A 20,073-nucleotide genomic window follows, 5' to 3' on the forward strand; every position below is an offset into this window, starting at 1 on the left:
ATCTCGAGAGGACTTCACATGACTGGTGTCGAGGCGCCGGAGAACTCGCAGGTTCTCCCGGAGAGGCCGCGCGCGGCCGGTCGGCAGGACTGGACCGCCTGGCCTCGATACAACGAGGCAGGCAGTGGTTACCGCGGTTACTGGTACCCGGTGACATGGGCGAACCATGTAACAGGTGAGCCGACGAGCCACACCATCTGCGGCGAGAAGCTCGCGCTCATTCGCGACGCAGGCAAGGTCTACGCACTGCATGACCGCTGCCCCCATCGTGGCGTCCCGCTGTCGGAGGGCGATCAACAGTTCCCGGGGACCGTCAGCTGTCCCTATCACGGGTGGACGTTCCGGCTCACCGACGGCAAACTGGCCGCCGTCATCACCGACGGGCCGGATTCGAAGATCTGCGGCAAACTGTCCGTGCAGACCTACTCGGTGGAAGAACGCCTGGGCCTGGTCTGGGTGTACATCCCGATCGGCAACGAGCCCGTGCCGTCGATCGACGAGCAGTTGCCCCGTGAGCTCGTCGAGAACGAAGGCGTCGTCGGGGGCCGGATCCAACCGCGGGGCGGTAATTGGCGCTTCGCCTGCGAGAACGGATTCGACGAAGGGCATGCGAAGTACCTGCACCGCACCGCGTTGTGGCGGTTGTTCAAGCCGATGCCGACGTGGAACATCACCAGCATCGTCCCCGAAGGCCGGTGGATCTACCGGGTCCAAGACGAGGTCTACTGGGAGGCCGATTTTCCTGGCGTCGGGAAGTGGACGAACAAGCGCTGGTGGAAGAAGAAGCCCGACGAGAGCCAGATCTCGCAGATCGGCAACGTCGGCGCCGGCGTGAAGGTGAATCCGGTGATCGCAGCCCAGAACTTCCCGGGCTTCGCCTCGTTGTCGATGCCGGGTGTGCTGCGGATCGCCTATCCCAACTTCATTCACTACGAGTTCTATGTGCCGGTCGACGAGGATCACCACCAGTACGTGGGACTCATGGTCAACTTCGAGACCGGGGTGAAGAGGCTCGGCTTCTACGCCAAATACCTCGGTGCCGTGCGGTGGCTGTTCCACGGCCAGTTTTCGGGCCAGGACGAGTGGATGGTCCGCGTCACCGACGCTCCGCCGGAGAAGCTGTACCGACCCGACGTCTCGCTCACCACGTGGCGAAATCTCGCCGAACAGGAATATGGGGAGAAGATCGCGGCTGCAGTCGCTTTCGCGCCGGCAGCACCCGATAGACCGGTTCGTGAGCGCCGTGCCTCCGCGGCGCGGAAGACTGCGCAGCCGGCGACATCCACCGAGTCGGCCAATGGGGCGAGCGCACCCACTGCGGCCGACGCCGACTAGAGGAGAATTTCGATGTTCAAGACTCTGACCGGCGTGACGTTCGGCGTCCTGCTCGCCACCGGCGTGCCGAGGGCATGGCGTTTCGTCGCCGCACGCAGCAACACCCAGGTTCACCGGATCAACTCGTGACGGCCGCAACCGCAACCCCGCTCGCGGGCCTCGACGAGCAGCGCCGCGCCTGGACCGAACAGGCGTGGGCGACGGTCGATCGGGAGCGATTACGGGAGCTGATCATCGGTCTGGTGGACATCGCCAGCCCGACCGGCGACGAAACGCCACTCGCACAACACATCACAGAGACGTTCACGGCCAGCGGCATCGAAGCGCACACGATGGATCTCGACGACCGCCAAGCCAACTCGTGGGCACGGCTGCGCGGTGACGGGTCGGGGCCGGACCTCATGCTGTACGCCCCGATCGACACGGTCACCAGCGGCAACAGCGAGGAAGACGTGCCCTGGGCGGCGGAGACGCTCCGTCCCGACATGACGGCGCGAGCCGACAGCGAGGGCGACTACGTCATCGGCCTCGGCGCTTCGAATCCGAAGGGGCATGCCGCCTGCGTCATGGCGGCGATCGAAGCAGTGCACGCTGCGGGCATACCACTCACCGGCGACCTTATCGCGGGTTTCGGAGCCGGCGGAATGCCGACGAACCCTCGTCCGGGCGTAGGAAATCCGCGCCGGAACACCGGCCAGGGCGTGGGCTGTTCGTTCCTGCTCGAACAGGGAGTCTGGGCAGATTTCGCGCTCATCGCCAAGCCCGGGTGGACGGTCTCATGGGAGGAGGTGGGCCTGGCCTGGTTCGAGGTCACCGTGCACGGCACCCACACTTACGTCGGATCCCGGCATCGGCTGCCGTACCGCAACCCCGTCGCACTGGCGGGCGAGGTGGCAGTACGCCTGGAGCGATGGTTCCCGCAGTACTCGCAGGCGCACCGGAGCGGGCTGGTGCTTCCCCAGGGCATGGTCGCGAACATCCGGGGCGGGTGCGAGCGGACCGCCTCGTTCACCCCGGCTCACGTGCGGATGATGGTGGATCTGCGCCTGAGCCCACGGACCACACCGACCGCCGCCAAACGCGAACTGGTCGACGCTGTGCGGCGGATAGCCACCGAACTGGACGCCCGCATCGACGTGGAGCAGATCCTATCGATCCCGGGCGAGTCGTCCGACGAGCGGATGTGGCTCTGCCGCAGTGCCGTAGCAGCCTGGGAGGCGGCCGAGGGCCAACCGCACCGCGCGGTGCACGACGCCAGTGGCGCAACGGACGCGAACATCCTGCGCAGCCGGGGAATCCCGACCATACGGGTCGGCATGCCCAAGGTGGTGGACGCACCGTTCGAGGTGGACTTCGCCATGGGGATGAACACCGTCGACCTGGCCGAGGCCGAAAAGCTTACCCGATACCTGATCCGTGTTGCCGTCGACACGGCGACCCGCACACTCGAGGAAGTAGGAACAGGCTGATGGCCGAGATCGTCTTGGGGGTGGGTGCGTCGCACAGCACCCTCATGAACACCCATTGGGAGGAAACAACACACAAAGCCGAGGCGGAACGCTTCCGGGAGGCGCTGGTCACTGCGCGGGAGCGGATCGCCGCGGCGCGGCCCGACGTGGTGATCCTGCTTGGGTCGAATCACTTCAGAGGATTCTGGCTCGATCTCATTCCGCCCTTCACGCTCGGCGTGGGCGAGTGCATCGCGAGCGGCGAGTCGGGTACCCCGAAGGGCCCGCAGCGTGTCGACGCGCACCTGGCCGGCCACCTCGCCGCGCAGGTGGTGGAGAGCGGACGGTTCGATCTCGCATTCTCCGCCCGCCTGCAGATCGACCACGGGCAGTCGCATGCCATCCAGTACCTGCTGGCGGACCTCGACGTGCCCATCGTGCCTCTGGTCGTCAACGTCTTCGCACCACCGCTGCCGACCTTCGGGCGCTGTGAGGCGCTCGCACACGCGCTCCGCGCGGCGCTCGACTCGTATCCGGAGGACAAGCGGGTGGTCGTGATCGCGTCCGGTGGTCTGTCGCACCGGCTGCCATGGCCGGACTGGCGTGATCCGCACGGTGAGGACGACGACTTCATGGTGCAGGCCTGGCTCGACGGTCGCGAGAACTGGTCGGACTACGACGTGCGCCGGCGGGAGATCATCCGCGCAGCCGAGGCGGCCATCTCACCGGAGTTCGACGACCGGATCCTCGATCTTTTCGAGACCGGCAAGGCGGCCGAACTCGCGGAGTTCTCGACCGACGAGGTCGACACCGAGGCAGGTAACGGTGCGCAAGAACTCCGCACCTGGCTCATGATGGCCGCGATGGTGAACTACGTTCCCGCGGAACGCCTTGCCTACGAACCCATGCCGGAATGGCTCACGGGGATGGGCGTCGTCGTCCTCGATCCCACCACTCGGCCGCTCGCGCCGTGACTCGTCAACCCTTCACACCCGACAAAGGACACACACATGACAATCTGGAACGAACTCGCCGGACTCGACTTCGCGGTCAAGACGGTGGACGCCGCCGGAGTTCCCACCCGGTCGCTACAGGCCGGCGCGGGCGAGGAGGCAGTGATCTTCCTCCACGGCACCAGCGGTCACCTGGAAGCCTTCGCGCGTAACATCGCCGCACATGCTCCGTACTACGAGTGCCACGCGATCGACATGCTGGGCCACGGCTACACGGGCAAACCGGATTACCCGTACGAAATTCCGCGCTATGTAGACCATCTCGTGAACTACCTCGACGCGGTCGGGCTGGACAAGGTCCACCTCGTCGGAGAATCGCTGGGCGGCTGGGTTGCCGCGTACCTCGCAAGTGAGCAGCCCGAGCGAGTGCTGTCGCTACAACTGCTCGCCGCCGGAGGCACCGTCGCAAACCCCGACGTGATGCAGCGCATTCGCACTTCGACCACCAAGGCCGTCCAGAGCAACGACATCGAACTCACCCGTGCCCGGCTGCACCTGCTGATGCACGACCCGGTCAACGCCACCGAGGAACTGGTGGAGGCCCGGCACCGGATCTACCACCAGCCCGATTTCGTCGCCAACATTCACAACCTGCTGTCGCTGCAGGACATGGACACGCGTCAGCGAAACCTGCTCCGGCCCGATCGGCTCGCACGCATCCAGGCACCGACACTGGTCGTATGGGGCCACGAGAACCCCTTCGGGGACGTGCCGGAGGCCGAGAAGATGGCCGCGGACATCGCCGGTGCTCAGCTGCAGCTGTATCCGGAATGCGGCCACTGGCCCCAGCACGAACAGGCGGCACTGTACAACCCGCTGAGTCTGGAGTTCCTGGCGAAGGCGTCCGAGCGCGTGAAGAGCGTCGTCTGACCGGAGCCGACAACACGAAACCGTGAAGCCGGCCGCGTCCTCGAGCGCGGCCGGCTTCGTGCATCGAAAGGTCGGCCATGTGTCTGCAATTACTCAGCTTCTCGTTAGTTCAACCGAGGACGGCAATCGGGTGCCCGCAGTGAAATCGGCGCCGGCGCCAGTCCTCCCCCACCCCTCGGACCGGCGTCGATGTACCGAACCCACGACACGAGGCGGTTGAGGCTGCGGGGGCTACCGACCGGATCGTTGCCATCGGAAGTGCATCCCGCATCACGATATGGCACCGAGGTCAACGATCGCCGCATCAACGTACTGGTAGAGCCGAAGAGCCGAGCTGGCGAGCTCGGCTCTTCGGGTTGGCCATTCCTCCAGGGATCAGTCGACGCGTACCCCTTCGCTGAAGGCCGCTTTCACCTGGCCCACGAGTCGGTGGTTCGAGAACAGCTGGCTCGCGGTCATTGCAAGGATGAGTGAGCCGTCCAGCACGGCTTTGTCGCCTTCCGGCGCTCCCGCATACTCCGCGGCTTCGCGGGTGTGCATTCCCAGTCCCGGGACGAACTCGATGTTGGGATGAATCGACGGGATGATCTGACTGACGTTGCCCATATCCGTCGAACCCGGAAAGACCTCGGTACGTGGGGGTTCCGTTCGTCGACCGACGCGCGCGAAATTTCGTTCGACAAGATCGCCGAGTACCGCATTCGGCTGTAGCGCTGCGTACGTAGGCGATTGCTGAATAATGGACACCTGCGCGCCGGTAGCGATGGCTGCACCGCGGGCGCAGTTCTCGACCCTTGGTTGGAGGTCGTCGACCAAGGCTCGGGTATCGGCGGCACGAATGTACGCTCGGAGCACGGACTTTTCCGGGATCACATTCGGCGCTTCTCCACCTTCGAGCACGATTGCGTGAACTCGCACGTCGCTTGGGAGCTGCTGGCGCAGAAGTCCGATCGCGTTCAAGGTGAGGACGGCGGCATCGAGTGCATTGACTCCTTGATGTGGAGTGACCGCTGCGTGTGCCGCCTTTCCGGTGAACTCGAAGTCGAGCGCTACGCGGCCCAGCGTGGTCATACAGGAAAGGTTCTCACCCGACGGATGCATCATGAGCGCAGCATCGATTCCATCCAGGCACCCTGCTTTGATGAGGTACTGCTTACCTCCGCCGCCTTCTTCTCCGGGACTGCCGACGACCAGCAGCCTGCCGACTGCACGCCCGTGATCTCGCATCCACGCCTGCACCGTCAAGGCCGCGCCCAGACCGATCGTCGCAATTACGTTGTGCCCGCATGCGTGACCAATCTCCTCCAGCGCATCGTACTCGAGGAAGAACGCGATCGTGGGACCGTCCGAGGCCGAACCGTATTCAGCGAGAAAGGCGGTCGGCAAACCTCCGACCCCGAGTTGTGTTGCGAAGCCCGCTTCCTCGAGTTTCGAGACGAGGAGGGCACTTGCGGCGGTCTCCTCAAATCGGATCTCTGGATTAGCGTGAATCTCGTGACTGATGTCGAGTAAACCATCGGCGTTCTCTTCGAGAAACTTGCGATGGAAGGCCTCGTCTTCGATGTCGATAGCTTCGTCGATTTCGCTGTTCGCGATTGTGCTCACAGATTTCCTTCCGGGTGTTCCTAGTGTGCGTCAGTTGAGGTATTCCCCAGGTCCGATGGGTAGTCCGAAAACTGTCCAGACGACAAACTGGAGCATCCAAATCAGATAGAACGTTGCAGCGTACGGAATCATCAGTGCGAAGACCGTACCCACGCCGGCCCTCTTGTCGTACTTCTGGATGTATCCGAGTGCTACCGCCAGAATCGGGCTGAGGGGCACCAGCATGTTGGTCGACGAATCTGCGATGCGATAAGCGAGCTGGGCGTAGGCAGGATTGACGTCGTGCAACATCATCATAGGCACGAATACGGGAGCCATGACTGCCCACAGCGCTGAACCACTCGAGATGACGAGACTGAGCACGATCGTCACGAGGCTCAGCATGATGAGAGCGACGACACCGTCGACGTCTAGAGCCTCGAGAAGTCCGGAACCCTGCACGGCCACCCAAAGGCCGAGGTTGGTCCACTGGAAATAGGCGATCGTCTGCGCGACCGCGAAGACCAGAACCAGTATTCCAGCCAGATCTTTCGCCGATTCGATCATCAACTTAGGGACGTCACTACTGCTGGTGATCGTTCCCACTGCAATTCCGTAGGTTATGCCGACCGACACGAAGAACAGAAAAATGATCGGAACGAGGGAGTCCATGAATGGCGAAGTGATGATGGAACCATCTTCGCCGCGAAGAGCCGCGTTGGGTGGTGCCACGAGTGCAATGACAACCGCGGCATACAGAAGCGCGACGAGTCCCGCGTTACGCAACCCGCGACGCTGATCCGCGGTGATCAAGAATTCGGAATTGTCACGGTCGGATCCACTGCCATCGTAGGGACCGAGTCGAGGCTCGACCACCTTCTCGGTGATGAGGACTCCTACGATGGTCAAGATGAGAGTCGATGCGGACATGAAGTACCAGTTCGATACCGGAGTGACGACCACCGAACTGTCGACGATTCCCGCTGCGGACGTGGTGATTCCAGACAGTAGTACGTCGGTGCCGGCGACAATGAAGTTGGCGGAAAATCCTGCGCCTACCGCTCCGAACCCGGCTGCCAAGCCTGCTATCGGATGCCGCCCCACCGCCAGGAACAACATGGCCGCCAACGGGGGAATGACGATGGCTGCCGATTCAGAAGCGATGTTACTGACGATGCCGACGAAGATCACCACGAACGTCAGCATTCTGGGAGACGCCCGCACGACAATGGCTTTGAATGCGATCTCCAGCAGGCCGACTTGATTGGCCAATCCAACTCCGAGGAGCATGACGATGACCAGGCCGAGCGGCGGGAAGGACAAGAAATTGTCCAGCATGGTTGTCAGTGCGAACTCGAGTCCATCCGCGGATAGCAGGTTCTGGATGTCAACCTGTTCCTGCGACTTGGGGTCGATGACAGTCGCGCCGGCGAGCGACGCAATCAACGACAAAATGGCTATCGCAACCGCCATGTACAGGAAAAGTATAAAAGGGTGCGGGAGTCGGTTCCCCACCCTCTCCACTCGGTTCAGTACGTTCCCGGGCAACTTCTTCGTGTACTGCCTGATGACGCTCGTCATATGCAAGACTTTCATGTCAGTTTCGCTGGGCGGGCCGAAAGGCTCGATGCTGGGTTGGGGGCAGGAGGCCGTGTTCCGCGGCCGCTCGTCCTCGGGTCTCGACGTCGCCGCCATCCCGTTTGGCAACTTCGGATTCCGGGACCAGCCACAACTGTTCATCGGTTCAGATGCGGACACGAAGCCTGCGCGTAGGCACGTTCAGAACTCCATACATGGCCCTCGCCTCTCTGTGGTGTGGATCACCCTGGGCGACGAAAGTTAACACTGGGGCCGTACGGATGCGAACCTTCGTGGTCCGCAGAGCGGACTACAGGTGCCCGGCGGCCGTTGTATCGTTCGCAAGGGTGGCCAGCCAGGGTTGCGCGGGGAGAGGGCATCGACGCCGTTGGCTTCGATCAGTCCGCGCGCCACAGCGATTTCTCCGACTCCGCGTCCGGTGGATGGTGATTCCTTCACCAGTTCCGCGTTGGTTGCGTACTCGAGCAGCGACACCAAGGCAGTAGCAACAACGGCGGATCTCTCGACTGTCACCTCCAGTTCCGAAGCCAAAGACGAGGGAACACTATCTATTTCGTGAGTCGCTCGATGGCGCGATCACCGTACACAGGGTGAACGTTGATCACTGCCCCCAATCGCGGCCCGCCGATGAGATGACTGCGCTCGCCGAATCGGGTCGAGGAGGAATTGATCCGCGAACTACGCTTGCCGGATCTTCTTACCGGCGTCGATGACCGCACCGGCGCGTTTCTCATCAAGATGCCCGAGCTGTAGGTTCGTCTCGCGCGCCGCTCGCTCGATCATCGCCGACGCCGAGATCAGCAGAGGAAACTGCCTCGTGGTCGTTCCTGCGATCGCGAAATTCTCCACGCCACGTGCGGTATGAACTCCGCAGTAGGCGTGACTCCGCACCGACATTTCACCGACAGTGTCGCGCTCGATACGAAAGGCTCGGGTCATTAGTTCCGTACTCGTCAGTTCCGTACTCGTCGCGATGTTCCGTGCGCGTAAATTCTACGACTCGGTCCGCACGGTGGACCCGGTTGATTCACGCCCCATCGAGGTGGCATTAGGTTTCTTCACCACAACCCCACAAATGAGGTCCAGATCACAATAGGAGGTGTACAAACATGGCCTGGCGATCGATACTCGGCAAGGTGACACTTGCCTCAGCGGCGGTGGTTCTTACGGTCTCGACCGGGGCGTGCAGCCGCCCCGCCACGCAGACCGCCGCCGATTCCGCCGGCGGTCCGCTCCGGATCGCCGTGGGCATCGACGCGTCGTACGCGCCCTTCTTCGTCGCCGACCAGGAGGGCATGTTCGCCGATGCCGGCCTCGACGTCGAGCTGGTCCAGTTCGGCCGGGGTGGCGAAGCCGTCGACGCGCTCGCGACCGGCCAGGTCCATCTGGCCGGCAGTTCGGACACCACGACGATCGCGCAGCTACGCCAGAATCCGTCCCTGCGGGCGATGTACTCGTACGAGGTGTCCGGCGACTACCTCAAAGTGGTGTTGCGTAACGGGGTCGACTCGGCCGCTGACATCCGCAAGATGGGCATCGTCCCGGGGCTGAGCCAGATCTCGACCGACAGATACCTCCAGGCCAACGGAGTTCCTGCCGGCTCGGTCGAGATGGTCTCCGCCACCCCCACGGACATGCCGGCGCTCCTCGACCGGGGTGACATCGACGGATACGTCCTGTGGGAACCGTGGCCGTCCACCGCGCTCGCGCAGGGCAGCGGGCACGTCGCTGCCGTCACCGGTGACTTCGACTGGTTCTACCACCACTGGGCGATCACGACCGAGCCCTGGCTCGACAAGAACGAGGGCACCGCCCGTGCGGTTGCCCGGGTGCTCGTCGAGGCCACCGCGCGGGTGGAGTCCGATCCTCGAACCGCCGCCACCGCGACCAGGAAAGCCGTCAACGTCGCCGACGATCAGACCGTCACCGCGGTCGACGAGATCGACTTCGGCGTCGAGAACCTGACCGACAAGAGCATCGAGTCCGCACAGTCGATCGTCGACTTCTACGAGAAGATCGGCGTTCTCTCCGAGCAGCCGGATCTGGCCTCGGCCATGCTGCTCGATTGGTACCAGGAGGAAAAGAAATGACCGTCCCCACACGCGGCACAACCGCGGTCCCCAGCGGCGGCACGACCGCCGTTGCATCGGGCGGCCCGGCCGCCGTGCCCACTTCGGGCAGAACCGTCACCGGCGTCCCCGTCGAGGTCCGCGATCTGGGCATCAGTTTCGGAGCCGCCGAGATCGTGTCGGGAATCGACCTCGAGGTGCGACCAGGCGAGTTCGTATGTCTGCTCGGCCCGTCGGGGTGCGGCAAGTCGACACTGTTGTCCGCGATGGCCGGCTTCATCGAGCCCCGCGCCGGCGAGATCACTTGCAATGGCGACGAGGTGAACGGCAGCAACCCGCACGCCGGCATGGTCTTCCAAAGTTCCGAGGCCCTGTTCGAGTGGATGACCGTGACCCAGAACGTCGCCTACGGACCCAGGATGCACGGAGCCAACAAGGCCGACCAGGCGCGCATCGCCGCCGAGTACCTCGCGATGGTCGGGCTCCCACACGCGGGGAAGAAGTTTCCGGCACAGCTGTCGGGCGGTATGCGGCAACGGGTTCAGATCGCGCGAGTGCTGGCCAACCAACCGTCGCTGGTGTTGATGGATGAACCCTTCGGCGCACTCGACGCTCAGACCCGGCAGGTCCTGCAGGTCGAGCTCGACAGAATCTGGCGGCACACCGGGTGCACCGTCGTGTTCGTCACACATGACATCGACGAGGCCTTGACGCTCGCCGACCGTGTGGTGGTGATGTCAGCCGGACCCAAGGCGCGAATCAAGAGCATCTACGAGGTGCACGCACAGCGCCCACGGGACAGGGCGCACCCCGACGTGATCGACATGTACGAGAAGTTGCGTGACGACATCCGCGCCGAGGTCGTGGCCTCGCTCCGCAATCAGGGCATCGAGGAGGACCAGCTATGACCGCAGCGGTACAGAACACCGTCCCCACCCGCAGCGAACGAGCGCAATCGGCCCGAACGAGACGCTCGAGCGCAGGTGGGGCCGCCCTGCGCACGGCGGCGTTGTGGGTCGCTTCCGCGGTCATCGGTCTAGGGGTGTGGTCATTCCTCGCCTGGTGGTACGGCCCGACGACCATCGCCTCTCCCGCTCAAGTCGTCACAGCAGCAAGGGAACTGGCGGAAAGCGGTGTCCTCTGGACATCGATCTGGGCGTCGGCCCAGCGCATTTTGGTCGGGTGGAGTCTCGGCGTAGTGATCGGCGCCCCCGTCGGCATTCTCATGGGCCGCGTCAACCTCGTGCGTCAACTGCTCGACCCGTATATCGAATTCTTCCGTTTCATCCCCCCGATCGCGTTCGTGACATTGGCGGTGGTGTGGTTCGGCATCGGTGAGACGTCCAAGATAGTGCTGATCTTCTACACCTCGGTGTTCATCGTCACCGTGAGCACGATCGCCGCGACCGTCGCGATCAGCGAGAACAAACTGCAGGCTGCCGCCAACCTGGGAGCCGGCAAACTGCAGATCATGAAGACGGTGGTGCTGCCGTCGTCGGTGCCGGGCATCGTCACCGGCGCCCGTCTCGCGATGGGCAACAGCTTCCTGACCATCGTCTCCGCCGAGATCGTGGCAGCCGACCACGGCATCGGTTCGATGATCTGGCAGGCCCGGAACTACGGGCGCATCGACTGGACGTTTGTGGGCATCATTGTGCTCGGGATCATGGGCTTTCTGTTCGACCGTGTCCTGAGGGTGTTGTCGGGCCGGTACCTGACGCGGTACGGCGTCAAGTAGTAGTCCTCGCACCGTTACCCCGTGCACAGAGCACCGGGTAACGAGGCGTCGGACGACTCCGGCACAGACAGAGCAGAGCTACAGGCGGGTCCACCGGCATTTCTCCTTCGCCGGTGGACCCGCCTTTCCGTGTTCGTGTCCGTTCGTGTCAGCGGCAGGAATGAACACAGTCTGCTGACCGGACCGGTTTCATTTATCCGGCGCGGCAACATGATTAACGTTGCCGGCATGAACGCTTCGCTCAACGCGTCGACCGGCACGGACCTCGACGTCGACATTCTCATTATCGGTGCCGGCCCGGCCGGTCTCTACGGTGCGTACTACGCCGGCTTCCGCGGACTCCGGGTCGCCGTTCTCGACGCTCTTTCCGAGCCCGGTGGCCAGGTGAGCGCGATGTACCCGGAGAAGGCGATCCTCGACATCGCGGGCTTCCCGTCCGTGAAGGGGCGAGATCTCGTGAACGGATTGCTCGCTCAAGCCGCGCCGTTCGATCCGGCGTATCTGCTCGGCGAGCAGGCCCGGACACTGAATCACGCCGAAGACGGACGAGTCGTGATCGGGACGAGCAAAGGTCGCACCGTCACCGCCGGTGCGGTCGTGATCACCGGCGGGATCGGGACATTCACGCCGCGCCCTCTCGTGAAGGGGCTCGATTTCGTCGACCGCGGTCTCAGCTACTTCGTGCCCGACCTTTCCGCGCACACCGGTAAGGACGTGGTAATCGTGGGCGGCGGCGACAGCGCCTTCGACTGGGCGGCCCATCTCGAGCCGATCGCGTCGTCGGTAACCCTGGTGCATCGTCGCGACAAGTTCCGTGCTCACGCGGCGACGGTGACGAAGGTCCGCGAGAGCACTGTGCGCATGCTGGTCAATGCGGACATTGTCGCGGTCCGCGGCAACGGATGGGTCACGGAGGTGGACGTCGCCCACAAACTCGACGAGACCACCACCACGTTGCCGGCGCAATCCGTCATCGCCGCTCTCGGGTTCACCGCCGACCTCGGACCGATGATCGAGTGGGGACTCGAGATCGATTCGCGCCACATCGTCGTCAACACCCGAATGGAGACCACCGTGCCGCGCGTGTATGCGGCCGGCGACATCACCGACTACCCGGGGAAGGTTCGTCTCATCGCCGTCGGATTCGGTGAGGCGGCAACCGCAGTCAACAACGCCGCTGCCGTCCTCGATCCGGACGCTGAGATCTTCCCGGGCCATTCCACGGAAAAGGAGAGCTGACAATGGCATTCGTCATAGGCGACGCATGTATCGACTACATGGATCGCTCCTGCATGGAGGAGTGCCCGGTCGACTGCATTTACGAGGGCGGGCGCAAGCTCTACATCAATCCGAACGAGTGCATCGACTGCGGCGCCTGCGAACTCGCCTGCCCGGTCGAGGCGATCACGGTGGATCGGAAGGCAGACCCCGACTTCAAGGAGGACGCGAAGCGTTTCTTCCTCGAGGTCCTGCCGACCCGGGCGGAGCCGGTGGGCAATCCGGGCGGCGCCGCGAAGATCGACGTCATCGGCGTGGACACCCCGATGGTCACGGCCTACTGATGGCGATCCGGTTCGGATACGCCGACACGAGGTTCGGGCAACTGCACTATGCGGAATCGGGCAGTGGCCTGCCGCTCCTCCTGCTGCATCAGACCCCGCGGTCCTGGGACGAGTTCCGCGAGTTGATCCCGCTCCTGGCGGACGAGTTCCGGGTTCTCGCCCTGGACATGGTGGGATTCGGAGCGAGTGCGTCACTCGCTCCGCCGCAGACGATCGAGGCGTTCGCCGACGCCGCCTGGGAATTCCTCGACGCCGTGAACGCCGGACCGGTGGCGGTCCTCGGGCATCACACCGGCGCCGCGGTCGCGATGGAGATGGCTGCCGGCCGCCCCGGGCGAGTCGAAGCCGTGGTGCTGTCCTCCTGCCCATGGACGGAGAGCAACAACGAATCGGGTTCGGGAAGCGTGGACCGCGCCGTCCGCAAGCCTGACGGCAGCCACCTGCAGACCCTGTGGAACCTGAGACGACCGTATTACCCGGACCCGGCGACGGATTTGCTCGACCGCTTCCTGCGCGACGCCCTCGCGCACGGTGTCGATCCCGCCGAGGGACACCGTGCCTGCGCTCGTTACCAGGTGGCGGACCGCATCGGAGCGGTCACGACGCCGGTGCTGCTGCTCGCCGCCGGTGCAGACCCGTTCTCGATGCCCCACCTACCGACGTTGAGGAAACAGCTCACCGGGGCGCGGGTCGTACGCGAAGAGGTGATCGAGGACGGGACCGTTGCGTTGATCGAGCGCGAGGCACCGCGGGTGGCTGCTGCGGTCCGGTCCTTTCTGAACTCACCGGACGTGCGGGCCGTGCCCGAAAATTCGAGACGGGTCCGGTGACCGGACCCTGTGGCGTGCGATTCGCCATCGTCCAGCCCTAGCGTGGCTGTGATCGGGACGAATGCCCCGCCAATCGCCAGGAGGCAGCAGTGACTACAGAGGCGCAGCATTCGGTCGGCCTCGGCCCGGTCGTACCAATCCCGTCGGCGCACCGTGTTGCCGGACAGGACATGTCGTCCGTTCTCGGCAAGGCGCGGCTCATTCTCGACGCGTTCGGGAGCGAGCACAGCGACCTCTCGCTCACCGAACTCGCACGTCGAAGTGGTGTCGCGAAGGCGTCCGTGCACCGGCTGGCCGGCGAACTCGTCGAATGGGGACTCCTCGAGCGGGCGGGCACGAAGTACCGTTTGGGCCTGCGGCTGTTCGAACTCGGACAGCTCGTCCCCCGGCAGCGCATCCTGCGTGACGCCGCGCTGCCTTATATGGAAGATCTGCTCCTCGCGACGCAGGAGACGGTGCATTTCGCGGTTCGGGACGGTATCGACGTGCTCTATATCGAGAAGATCGTCGGTCACCGCGGATTGCAGCAGCAGTCGCGGGTGGCGGGCCGGTTGCCGCTGTACTGCACCGCGACCGGGAAGATGATCCTGGCGTTCTCGCCACAGTCGGTGTTCGACGAGGTGATCGAGCAAGGATTCACCGCCCTCACCGCCCGCACCACGATGTCGGTCGCCGTCCTGCGCCAGCAACTCGACCGTATGCGCAACGAGCAACTCGCAGTCGAAGTCGAAGAGACCCGCATCGGCTACATGAGTGTTGCGGTGCCGGTGTTCAGCGGACCCCGCACCCTCGCGGGTGCCCTGTCGGTAACAGGTCCGACGGCGCGGCTCAACGTCAGCCGGGTTGCCGGCGCCCTACGAACCGCGGGCATCGGGATCTCCCGAGCACTTCACGCGATGCGCTGCGCATACTCGGCGACCGACTTCGCCGGCGCCGAGGCGTGCACACCTGCGATGTGCTCGTTCAACGGGTGCGGCCGGTAGCCGGTGGTTCGAGGCGGCTGCCGGGTCACCGGGACGAGACGGCGTCGGCATCCCAGGTGCCGCTGCCGACCCCACGCGCCCGGAGTACCTCCTTGCGGACCTTGCCGGTCTCCGTCAACGGAAGTTCACTGACGACATCGATGAACCGCGGCAGAGCGAAGTACGCCAGCTGAGGCGCCGCATGGTGACGTAAGACATCGGGGTCCGCCTGCATTCCTTCCCGGAGGACCACCGCTGCCATCACTTCGTCCTCGGCGAGTTCCGACGGCACGGGGAAGACCGCGACCTGCGCGACCGCTGGATGCCGGGCCAAGGCCTCCTCGACCTCGGCCGAGGAGATGTTCTCGCCGCGCCGTCGGATGACGTCGCGGACGCGATCGACGAATCGATACCAACCGTCGGGTTCCCGGACTACCCGGTCACCGGTGTAGATCCAGTCGTCCGCTACGCGGGGAGGCTCGGACAGGTATCCCGTGGCAAATCCTCCGGGAAGGTCTGTGCGGACGACAAGTTCGCCGGGAACGCCGTCCGCGACGGTGGCGCCGGCGTCGTCGACGACCTTCGCGTCGTAGCCGTCGCGCACCGTTCCGAGACAGCCGGGTCGGCGATCGCCGGGCACAGTTCCGAGGACGAGGTTCGTCTCGGTGGTGCCGTAGCCGTCGACGAGTTCGACGCCGAAACGCTCACGAAAGGGAGTCCACAGGCGGGCCGGAGTCGCCGGCGCCAGGGCACGGGTGGCGCGGTGCTTCTTGTCGTCCGTGCCGGGTTCCCGGCCGGTGAGCATCGCGACCATCGCACCGAGCAGGTAGATCACCGTGGCGTCGCTGTCGGCCACCTGCGCCCAGTACCGCCGCACCGAGAAATGTTCGCCGAGCACGAATGTTCCTCCCGCAACCAGCGCCTGGAACAGTGTGTTGAGCGCATTCGTGTGGAACAGAGGAAGGCCGTTGTACAGAACGTCGTCGGGTCCCAAGCCCAGGGAGGCTCCCACTCCTGTCCCCCACCACAGTGATTGAGCATGCGGGCAGCGGACCCCTTTCGGGTGTCCCGTAGTCCCGGACGTGAACAATATCGCCGCCGTATCGAGCGCGGTTACCGCGGGGTCGGCCGCTCGTCCGGGGATTCGGCTGTCGTCCGGCCCGGGAACGGACGAGGTGCCGAGTATCCAGGATTCACCGGTGAATCGTGTCTGCTGGAGCCGCGAGAGAAAGGTGGGCTCGATCAACAGGTGACGCGCCCCGGACTGCTCGAGCACGCTGTGGAGGGCGGCGCCACGCAATGCTGTGTTCAACGGCACCATGACCGCTCCGAGCCAACTACAGCCGAGCAGCAGGTCGATCATCTCGATGCGGTTGGCGCACATCGCGGCCACCGCGTCACCCCGACCGATCCCATGTCGGGACAGCGCCTCGGCCGTCGTTGCGGCTCGCTGGACGAGTTCGCGATAGGACACCTCCACGTCCCCGGCCCGGACGGCGAGATGATCGCCCCGCTCGGTGGCACGCTGGACGAGCAGGGACGGAATCGTCATCGCCGCCGGGAGGAGCAGAGAATCCGATTCGGGCGTCACTGGTGTCACCTTCTTTCGGCGAACGTGCGATGGCGGACGGTCACGGTACGACGACCGCGCGGCCGGCGACCTTCCCTTCACGCATCATCTGCAGAGCAAACGCGATGTCGTCGAGCGGAAACTCCTGAACCGCCATGCCGATCTCGCCGTCGACGAGGCGCCGAATGAGGTCGGCTGCGAGTTCCGCCTGTCGCGCACTCTTGCGAATCATGTTGACCGGCAGCATCTGTACATCTTTGAGCAGCCAGTTCGGCAAATCGATCGTGAGTTCGGTCCCCAGCGTGTAGCCGATCAGCGCGGCCCGCCCGCCCGGTACGACGCGCTCGAGCAGGTACGGCAGCGAGTCGCCACCGAGGGTATCGACGAGCACATCCGCCACCGGATCGGGTCCCAGGGTGTCGGCCAGTTCACGCCCACGGCCGACGACCGGTCGGACACCATCGGGCACGAGCGGGACCTGGTCGGCTCGCGGCACCACACCGATCACGTCGGCGCCCGCGAGGAGCGCGAACTGCGCAGCCATGGACCCGACCGCGCCGGCTGCTCCGGCTACGAGGACCCGCTCACCCGCGGTGACGCGGGCGATGTCGTGCACCGCGACGAAACCGGTTGTGCTCGGGAGAAAGAACGTGGCCGCGATGGCCGGTTCGAGGGCTGAATCGAACGGAGTGAAAACCTTGTCGGCGGCCACGAGGTACTCGGCCCAGCATCCGGGCTTGAATAGGCCGACTCCGCCGCCCCGGACCAGCACCCGGGTACTGGCGTCGAAGATGTCCGATTCGATCACGGTGCCGGCCCCGTCGGTGCCTCCGACGTGTGGCAGGGCCGGCTTGATGTCGAAGTTCCCGCTGCCGACGGTGAGGTCGAGGTGCCCCAGCGCCGCCGCGTCGATCCGGACGAGGGTCTGTCCGGGTTTCCGGGTCGGCACCTCGACGTCGTCGATGATCGGGTCGTGTCCGAATGTGTGAAAGCGGGCTGCACGCATGTTCTGTCCTTCGGGAGTGCTGTCGAGTGGAAAAGTCTGATCGAAGTGACCGGCTCAGGTGAGGACCGAGTCGGCTCGCAGCCGCGCAACGGTCTCCGCGGAGTAGCCGGTGACCTCGCGGAGCACGGCATCGGTGTCCGCGCCCAGCACCGGCGCCGGTTGCCGGATCGTGACGGCTTTCCCGACCCGGATCGGAGCGCCCTGGTGGAGAAAGGCTCCCGGCCGGGGATGGACGGCGGGCACGTAGTAACCGCGGGCACGCAGATGCGGATCGGCTTCGACGAGGTCCCGCCCGTTCTGCACGGTCCCGGCGGGGACGCCCGCCTGCTGGAGTTGCTCGGTGACGAGATCGGCAGGCCGCGGCGACGTCCATGCCGTGATCGCCGCCGCGATGTCGGACTCGTGCGCCCGTCGCGCCTCGGGCGTGCGGAAACGCTCGTCCGTGGCCCATTGCGGGCGGTCGATCACCGCGCACAACCTGGTCCAGTCCGCGTCGTCACGAACGGTGACCGCGCACCAGCGGTCGGGTCCGAGGCAGCGGAAGACGCCGTGCGGTGACATGTCGGGATGAGCATTGCCGAGCGGAACAGGAAGCTGTCCGGCACCCGTCGCCTGCACGACACTGGTGCCCATGTGTGACGCCATCGCCTCCAGCTGGGAGAGATCGATGTGCTGACCGCGGCCGGTGCGATCTCTGTGCTCGAGGGCGGCGAGAACCGCTGCGGCGCCGTGTAATCCTGCGACGATGTCGCCATGACCGTAAATCACTCCGACGACGTCGTCGGCGCTCCACCCGGTGAGAGCGGTCAGTCCGGTGGCCGCGGAGACGATGTCCGCATAGGTGACCCAGTCGCGTCGCGGTCCGGTGTGACCGGTCCCCGACATGGAGACATACACGACGTCCGGACGTAAGGAGCGGAGCCGCTCGTATCCGAAGCCCATCTTCTCCATTACCGACGAACTGAAGTTCTCGACCACCACGTCGGACTGCGCCACGAGGTCGGCGAGCACGGCCAGTCCTGCCTCGGAACGCGTGTCCAGAGTGATGCTGCGCTTGTTCCTGTTGACGTCGTTGAAGTACCCGCTGGTGTTCGGGTCGTCGTGTGGTCCGCGGGACAGGTGCATGAACGGCGCGAACCGTGTCGGGTCGGGTCGGCCCGACGACTCGACCTTGATGACGTCGGCGCCGTGGTCCGCCAAGATCTGAGTGCAGTAGGGACCGGCGAGAACCCAGGTGAGGTCCAGGACGCGGACGCCCGACAGGGGCAGCAGGTCCGGCCCGGATGCGGTCACGGTCGGTTCGAGGACTTCGGGTTCCGGCTCGTCGAGGAGAACCTGGTGCGCACCGATCGGGGAAACCGGCAGGGCCCGGGTCCTCCCTCCTTCCGGGAAGGGGAAGGAGAAGCCCAGATCTCGAACGGTGGACCCGGGCTCGTCGACGTCGACGAAGAAGTCGCGGGCCTGGAGTTGGGGGTTCGACAACAGTTCATCCGGTCGGACGACGGCCGACCACGGCAGCTTGCGTTGCTGCGCTGCCCGCGCGAAGTCCTCCTTCGGCCACTTGTCGAGGAAACGCTGCAGCACGGCAAAGATGTGGTCCTGCTGCTCTTTCCGCTCGACGGGGTCAGCCCATCTCGGGTCGTCCAGATCCTCCTGGGCACCCTCTTCGACCAGCCAGGAGACCAGCGCGTCCCACATCCGGGGACTTCCGCCGAGCCCGCCACCGACATAACCGTCAGCGGCCCGGAACAGGCCGTGCGGTACCAACGGGTGCACCCGACCGGGTCGGTCCGGGACGCGATCCTCGTGGAGATAGGCCAGGGCGCCGGCCTCGAGGCCTGCCGCCACGCATTCCTGTGCGGAGACGTCGATCAGGGGGACCGGGCCCCGACGCCGCGCCTGGAGGCCGAGCAACACCGCGACCGCGGCGTTCACCCCTGCCAGTTGTTCGGCTTGCCCCTGAGGTAGCGACAGCGGGGGCCCGTCGGCTTCACCAACCTGGGCGAGCATTCCACCGAGGGCCGCGAGCGTCAGATCGGTGGCGCACCACTGGCGGCGCGGACCGTCGACGCCGAAGGGTGTGACCCGTACGTGAACGACCGATCCCGGTGCCGGCTCGATCGGCTCGTCGCCGACGGCGCTGCCATCGAGATATACGTCCGCCCCGGCCACCAGGCGCGCCAGTTCCGCACGGCCCACGGCTGTCTCGACGTCGATGGCGACGGATTTCTTTCCGGCGTGCCAGTGCGTAAATGTGTGGCCGTCCAGTTCCCGTCGCGTCGGATCACCCTCCGGCGGTTCGACCAGGACAACCTCGTATCCCAGTCCGACCAGGATGCGGCCGGCGAATCGGCTCAGCGGGCTGGACAACTCCACCACGCGAATTGCGCTTTCCACCAGAAGGACTCCGTTTCATAGTTCCCAGCGGGCGTCCGCCCGTTCACTGGAACCGAACCTACGTCGCATTCCCGTACCAGTGAATCGATC

Annotated in this window: 17 protein-coding genes; 11 read left to right on the plus strand and 6 right to left on the minus strand. The window is 65.0% G+C overall.

Going from position 1 to position 20,073, the window contains the following annotated elements:
• Positions 1–18 precede the first annotated feature (18 nt).
• From G9373_RS02430 to G9373_RS02445, 4 genes are all read left to right on the plus strand, one after another.
• A complete protein-coding gene (locus G9373_RS02430) occupies positions 19–1,335 on the plus strand; it encodes a Rieske 2Fe-2S domain-containing protein (protein WP_167113756.1) in 1,317 nt (438 codons plus the stop codon).
• 125 nt (positions 1,336–1,460) lie between these two features.
• Positions 1,461–2,804 carry a deacylase gene (locus G9373_RS02435; protein WP_167113757.1) on the plus strand — a complete coding sequence of 448 codons (1,344 nt, stop codon included), beginning with the start codon at positions 1,461–1,463 and terminating at the stop codon, positions 2,802–2,804.
• The gene (locus tag G9373_RS02440; protein ID WP_167113758.1) at positions 2,804–3,757 is read left to right on the plus strand and encodes a catechol 1,2-dioxygenase; all 954 of its coding nucleotides are present in this window, start codon (positions 2,804–2,806) and stop codon (positions 3,755–3,757) included. The genes G9373_RS02435 and G9373_RS02440 overlap by 1 nt, the downstream gene beginning before the upstream one ends.
• 36 nt (positions 3,758–3,793) lie before the next feature.
• Positions 3,794–4,666, plus strand: coding sequence for an alpha/beta fold hydrolase (locus G9373_RS02445; RefSeq protein ID WP_005260591.1), 873 nt, complete (start codon positions 3,794–3,796; stop codon positions 4,664–4,666).
• A gap of 375 nt (positions 4,667–5,041) precedes the next feature.
• Here G9373_RS02445 and G9373_RS02450 read toward each other — a convergent pair whose 3' ends face one another.
• From G9373_RS02450 to G9373_RS02460, 3 genes are all read right to left on the minus strand, one after another.
• Complete coding sequence (locus G9373_RS02450; protein WP_120660872.1) at positions 5,042–6,271, minus strand: M20 family metallopeptidase; 1,230 nt, start codon at positions 6,269–6,271, stop codon at positions 5,042–5,044.
• A 30-nt stretch (positions 6,272–6,301) separates the two neighbouring features.
• Entirely contained in the window at positions 6,302–7,846 is a 1,545-nt protein-coding gene (locus G9373_RS02455) for an AbgT family transporter (protein ID WP_206031511.1), read from the minus strand.
• A gap of 681 nt (positions 7,847–8,527) precedes the next feature.
• Positions 8,528–8,698 carry a hypothetical protein gene (locus G9373_RS02460; protein WP_005260595.1) on the minus strand — a complete coding sequence of 57 codons (171 nt, stop codon included), beginning with the start codon at positions 8,696–8,698 and terminating at the stop codon, positions 8,528–8,530.
• A 287-nt stretch (positions 8,699–8,985) separates the two neighbouring features.
• Here G9373_RS02460 and G9373_RS02465 point away from each other — a divergent pair, with 287 nt between their 5' ends.
• The 7 genes from G9373_RS02465 (at position 8,986) to G9373_RS02495 (ending at position 15,031) form a co-directional block, all read left to right on the plus strand.
• On the plus strand, positions 8,986–9,939 hold the full coding sequence (locus G9373_RS02465) for an ABC transporter substrate-binding protein (protein ID WP_346842792.1): 954 nt from the start codon (positions 8,986–8,988) through the stop codon (positions 9,937–9,939).
• Complete coding sequence (locus tag G9373_RS02470; RefSeq protein WP_005562204.1) at positions 9,936–10,826, plus strand: ABC transporter ATP-binding protein; 891 nt, start codon at positions 9,936–9,938, stop codon at positions 10,824–10,826. The genes G9373_RS02465 and G9373_RS02470 overlap by 4 nt, the downstream gene beginning before the upstream one ends.
• Positions 10,823–11,656 carry an ABC transporter permease gene (locus tag G9373_RS02475; RefSeq protein ID WP_167113760.1) on the plus strand — a complete coding sequence of 278 codons (834 nt, stop codon included), beginning with the start codon at positions 10,823–10,825 and terminating at the stop codon, positions 11,654–11,656. Before G9373_RS02470 ends, G9373_RS02475 begins: the two co-directional genes overlap by 4 nt.
• A gap of 228 nt (positions 11,657–11,884) precedes the next feature.
• Positions 11,885–12,895: an NAD(P)/FAD-dependent oxidoreductase gene (locus tag G9373_RS02480; RefSeq protein ID WP_005260599.1), complete on the plus strand. Its 1,011-nt coding sequence runs from the start codon at positions 11,885–11,887 to the stop codon at positions 12,893–12,895.
• A 2-nt stretch (positions 12,896–12,897) separates the two neighbouring features.
• Positions 12,898–13,218 (plus strand): ferredoxin family protein, encoded by a 321-nt coding sequence (locus tag G9373_RS02485; RefSeq protein WP_043787579.1) that lies wholly within the window; start codon positions 12,898–12,900, stop codon positions 13,216–13,218.
• Positions 13,218–14,048, plus strand: a complete 831-nt coding sequence (locus tag G9373_RS02490) for an alpha/beta hydrolase (RefSeq protein ID WP_005562211.1) — start codon at positions 13,218–13,220, stop codon at positions 14,046–14,048. The genes G9373_RS02485 and G9373_RS02490 overlap by 1 nt, the downstream gene beginning before the upstream one ends.
• Before the next feature lie 89 nt (positions 14,049–14,137).
• The gene (locus G9373_RS02495; protein ID WP_005260602.1) at positions 14,138–15,031 is read left to right on the plus strand and encodes an IclR family transcriptional regulator; all 894 of its coding nucleotides are present in this window, start codon (positions 14,138–14,140) and stop codon (positions 15,029–15,031) included.
• A gap of 25 nt (positions 15,032–15,056) precedes the next feature.
• On the opposite strand, the gene G9373_RS02500 is transcribed toward G9373_RS02495, so the two are convergent.
• From G9373_RS02500 to G9373_RS02510, 3 genes are read right to left on the minus strand one after another with little or no spacing between them, the layout of a single operon-like run.
• A complete protein-coding gene (locus G9373_RS02500; RefSeq protein WP_005562215.1) occupies positions 15,057–16,601 on the minus strand; it encodes an AMP-binding protein in 1,545 nt (514 codons plus the stop codon).
• 40 nt (positions 16,602–16,641) lie between these two features.
• On the minus strand, positions 16,642–17,586 hold the full coding sequence (locus G9373_RS02505; protein WP_167113761.1) for a zinc-binding dehydrogenase: 945 nt from the start codon (positions 17,584–17,586) through the stop codon (positions 16,642–16,644).
• 54 nt (positions 17,587–17,640) lie between these two features.
• Positions 17,641–19,983, minus strand: a complete 2,343-nt coding sequence (locus G9373_RS02510; protein ID WP_346842793.1) for a CoA transferase — start codon at positions 19,981–19,983, stop codon at positions 17,641–17,643.
• Positions 19,984–20,073: the final 90 nt, after the last annotated feature.

Origin of the sequence: Rhodococcus sp. A14 (assembly GCF_011603105.1) — a bacterium.
Classification (GTDB): Bacteria; Actinomycetota; Actinomycetes; order Mycobacteriales; family Mycobacteriaceae; genus Rhodococcus_F; species Rhodococcus_F opacus.

Coding starts and splice junctions, on each gene's coding strand:
- G9373_RS02430 (WP_167113756.1), top strand. CDS start 19: ATGACTGGTGTCGAGGCGCCGGAGAACTCGCAGGTTCTCCCGGAGAGG.
- G9373_RS02440 (WP_167113758.1), top strand. CDS start 2,804: ATGGCCGAGATCGTCTTGGGGGTGGGTGCGTCGCACAGCACCCTCATG.
- G9373_RS02445 (WP_005260591.1), top strand. CDS start 3,794: ATGACAATCTGGAACGAACTCGCCGGACTCGACTTCGCGGTCAAGACG.
- G9373_RS02455 (WP_206031511.1), bottom strand. CDS start 7,846: ATGAAAGTCTTGCATATGACGAGCGTCATCAGGCAGTACACGAAGAAG.
- G9373_RS02470 (WP_005562204.1), top strand. CDS start 9,936: ATGACCGTCCCCACACGCGGCACAACCGCGGTCCCCAGCGGCGGCACG.
- G9373_RS02475 (WP_167113760.1), top strand. CDS start 10,823: ATGACCGCAGCGGTACAGAACACCGTCCCCACCCGCAGCGAACGAGCG.
- G9373_RS02480 (WP_005260599.1), top strand. CDS start 11,885: ATGAACGCTTCGCTCAACGCGTCGACCGGCACGGACCTCGACGTCGAC.
- G9373_RS02485 (WP_043787579.1), top strand. CDS start 12,898: ATGGCATTCGTCATAGGCGACGCATGTATCGACTACATGGATCGCTCC.
- G9373_RS02490 (WP_005562211.1), top strand. CDS start 13,218: ATGGCGATCCGGTTCGGATACGCCGACACGAGGTTCGGGCAACTGCAC.
- G9373_RS02505 (WP_167113761.1), bottom strand. CDS start 17,586: ATGCGTGCAGCCCGCTTTCACACATTCGGACACGACCCGATCATCGAC.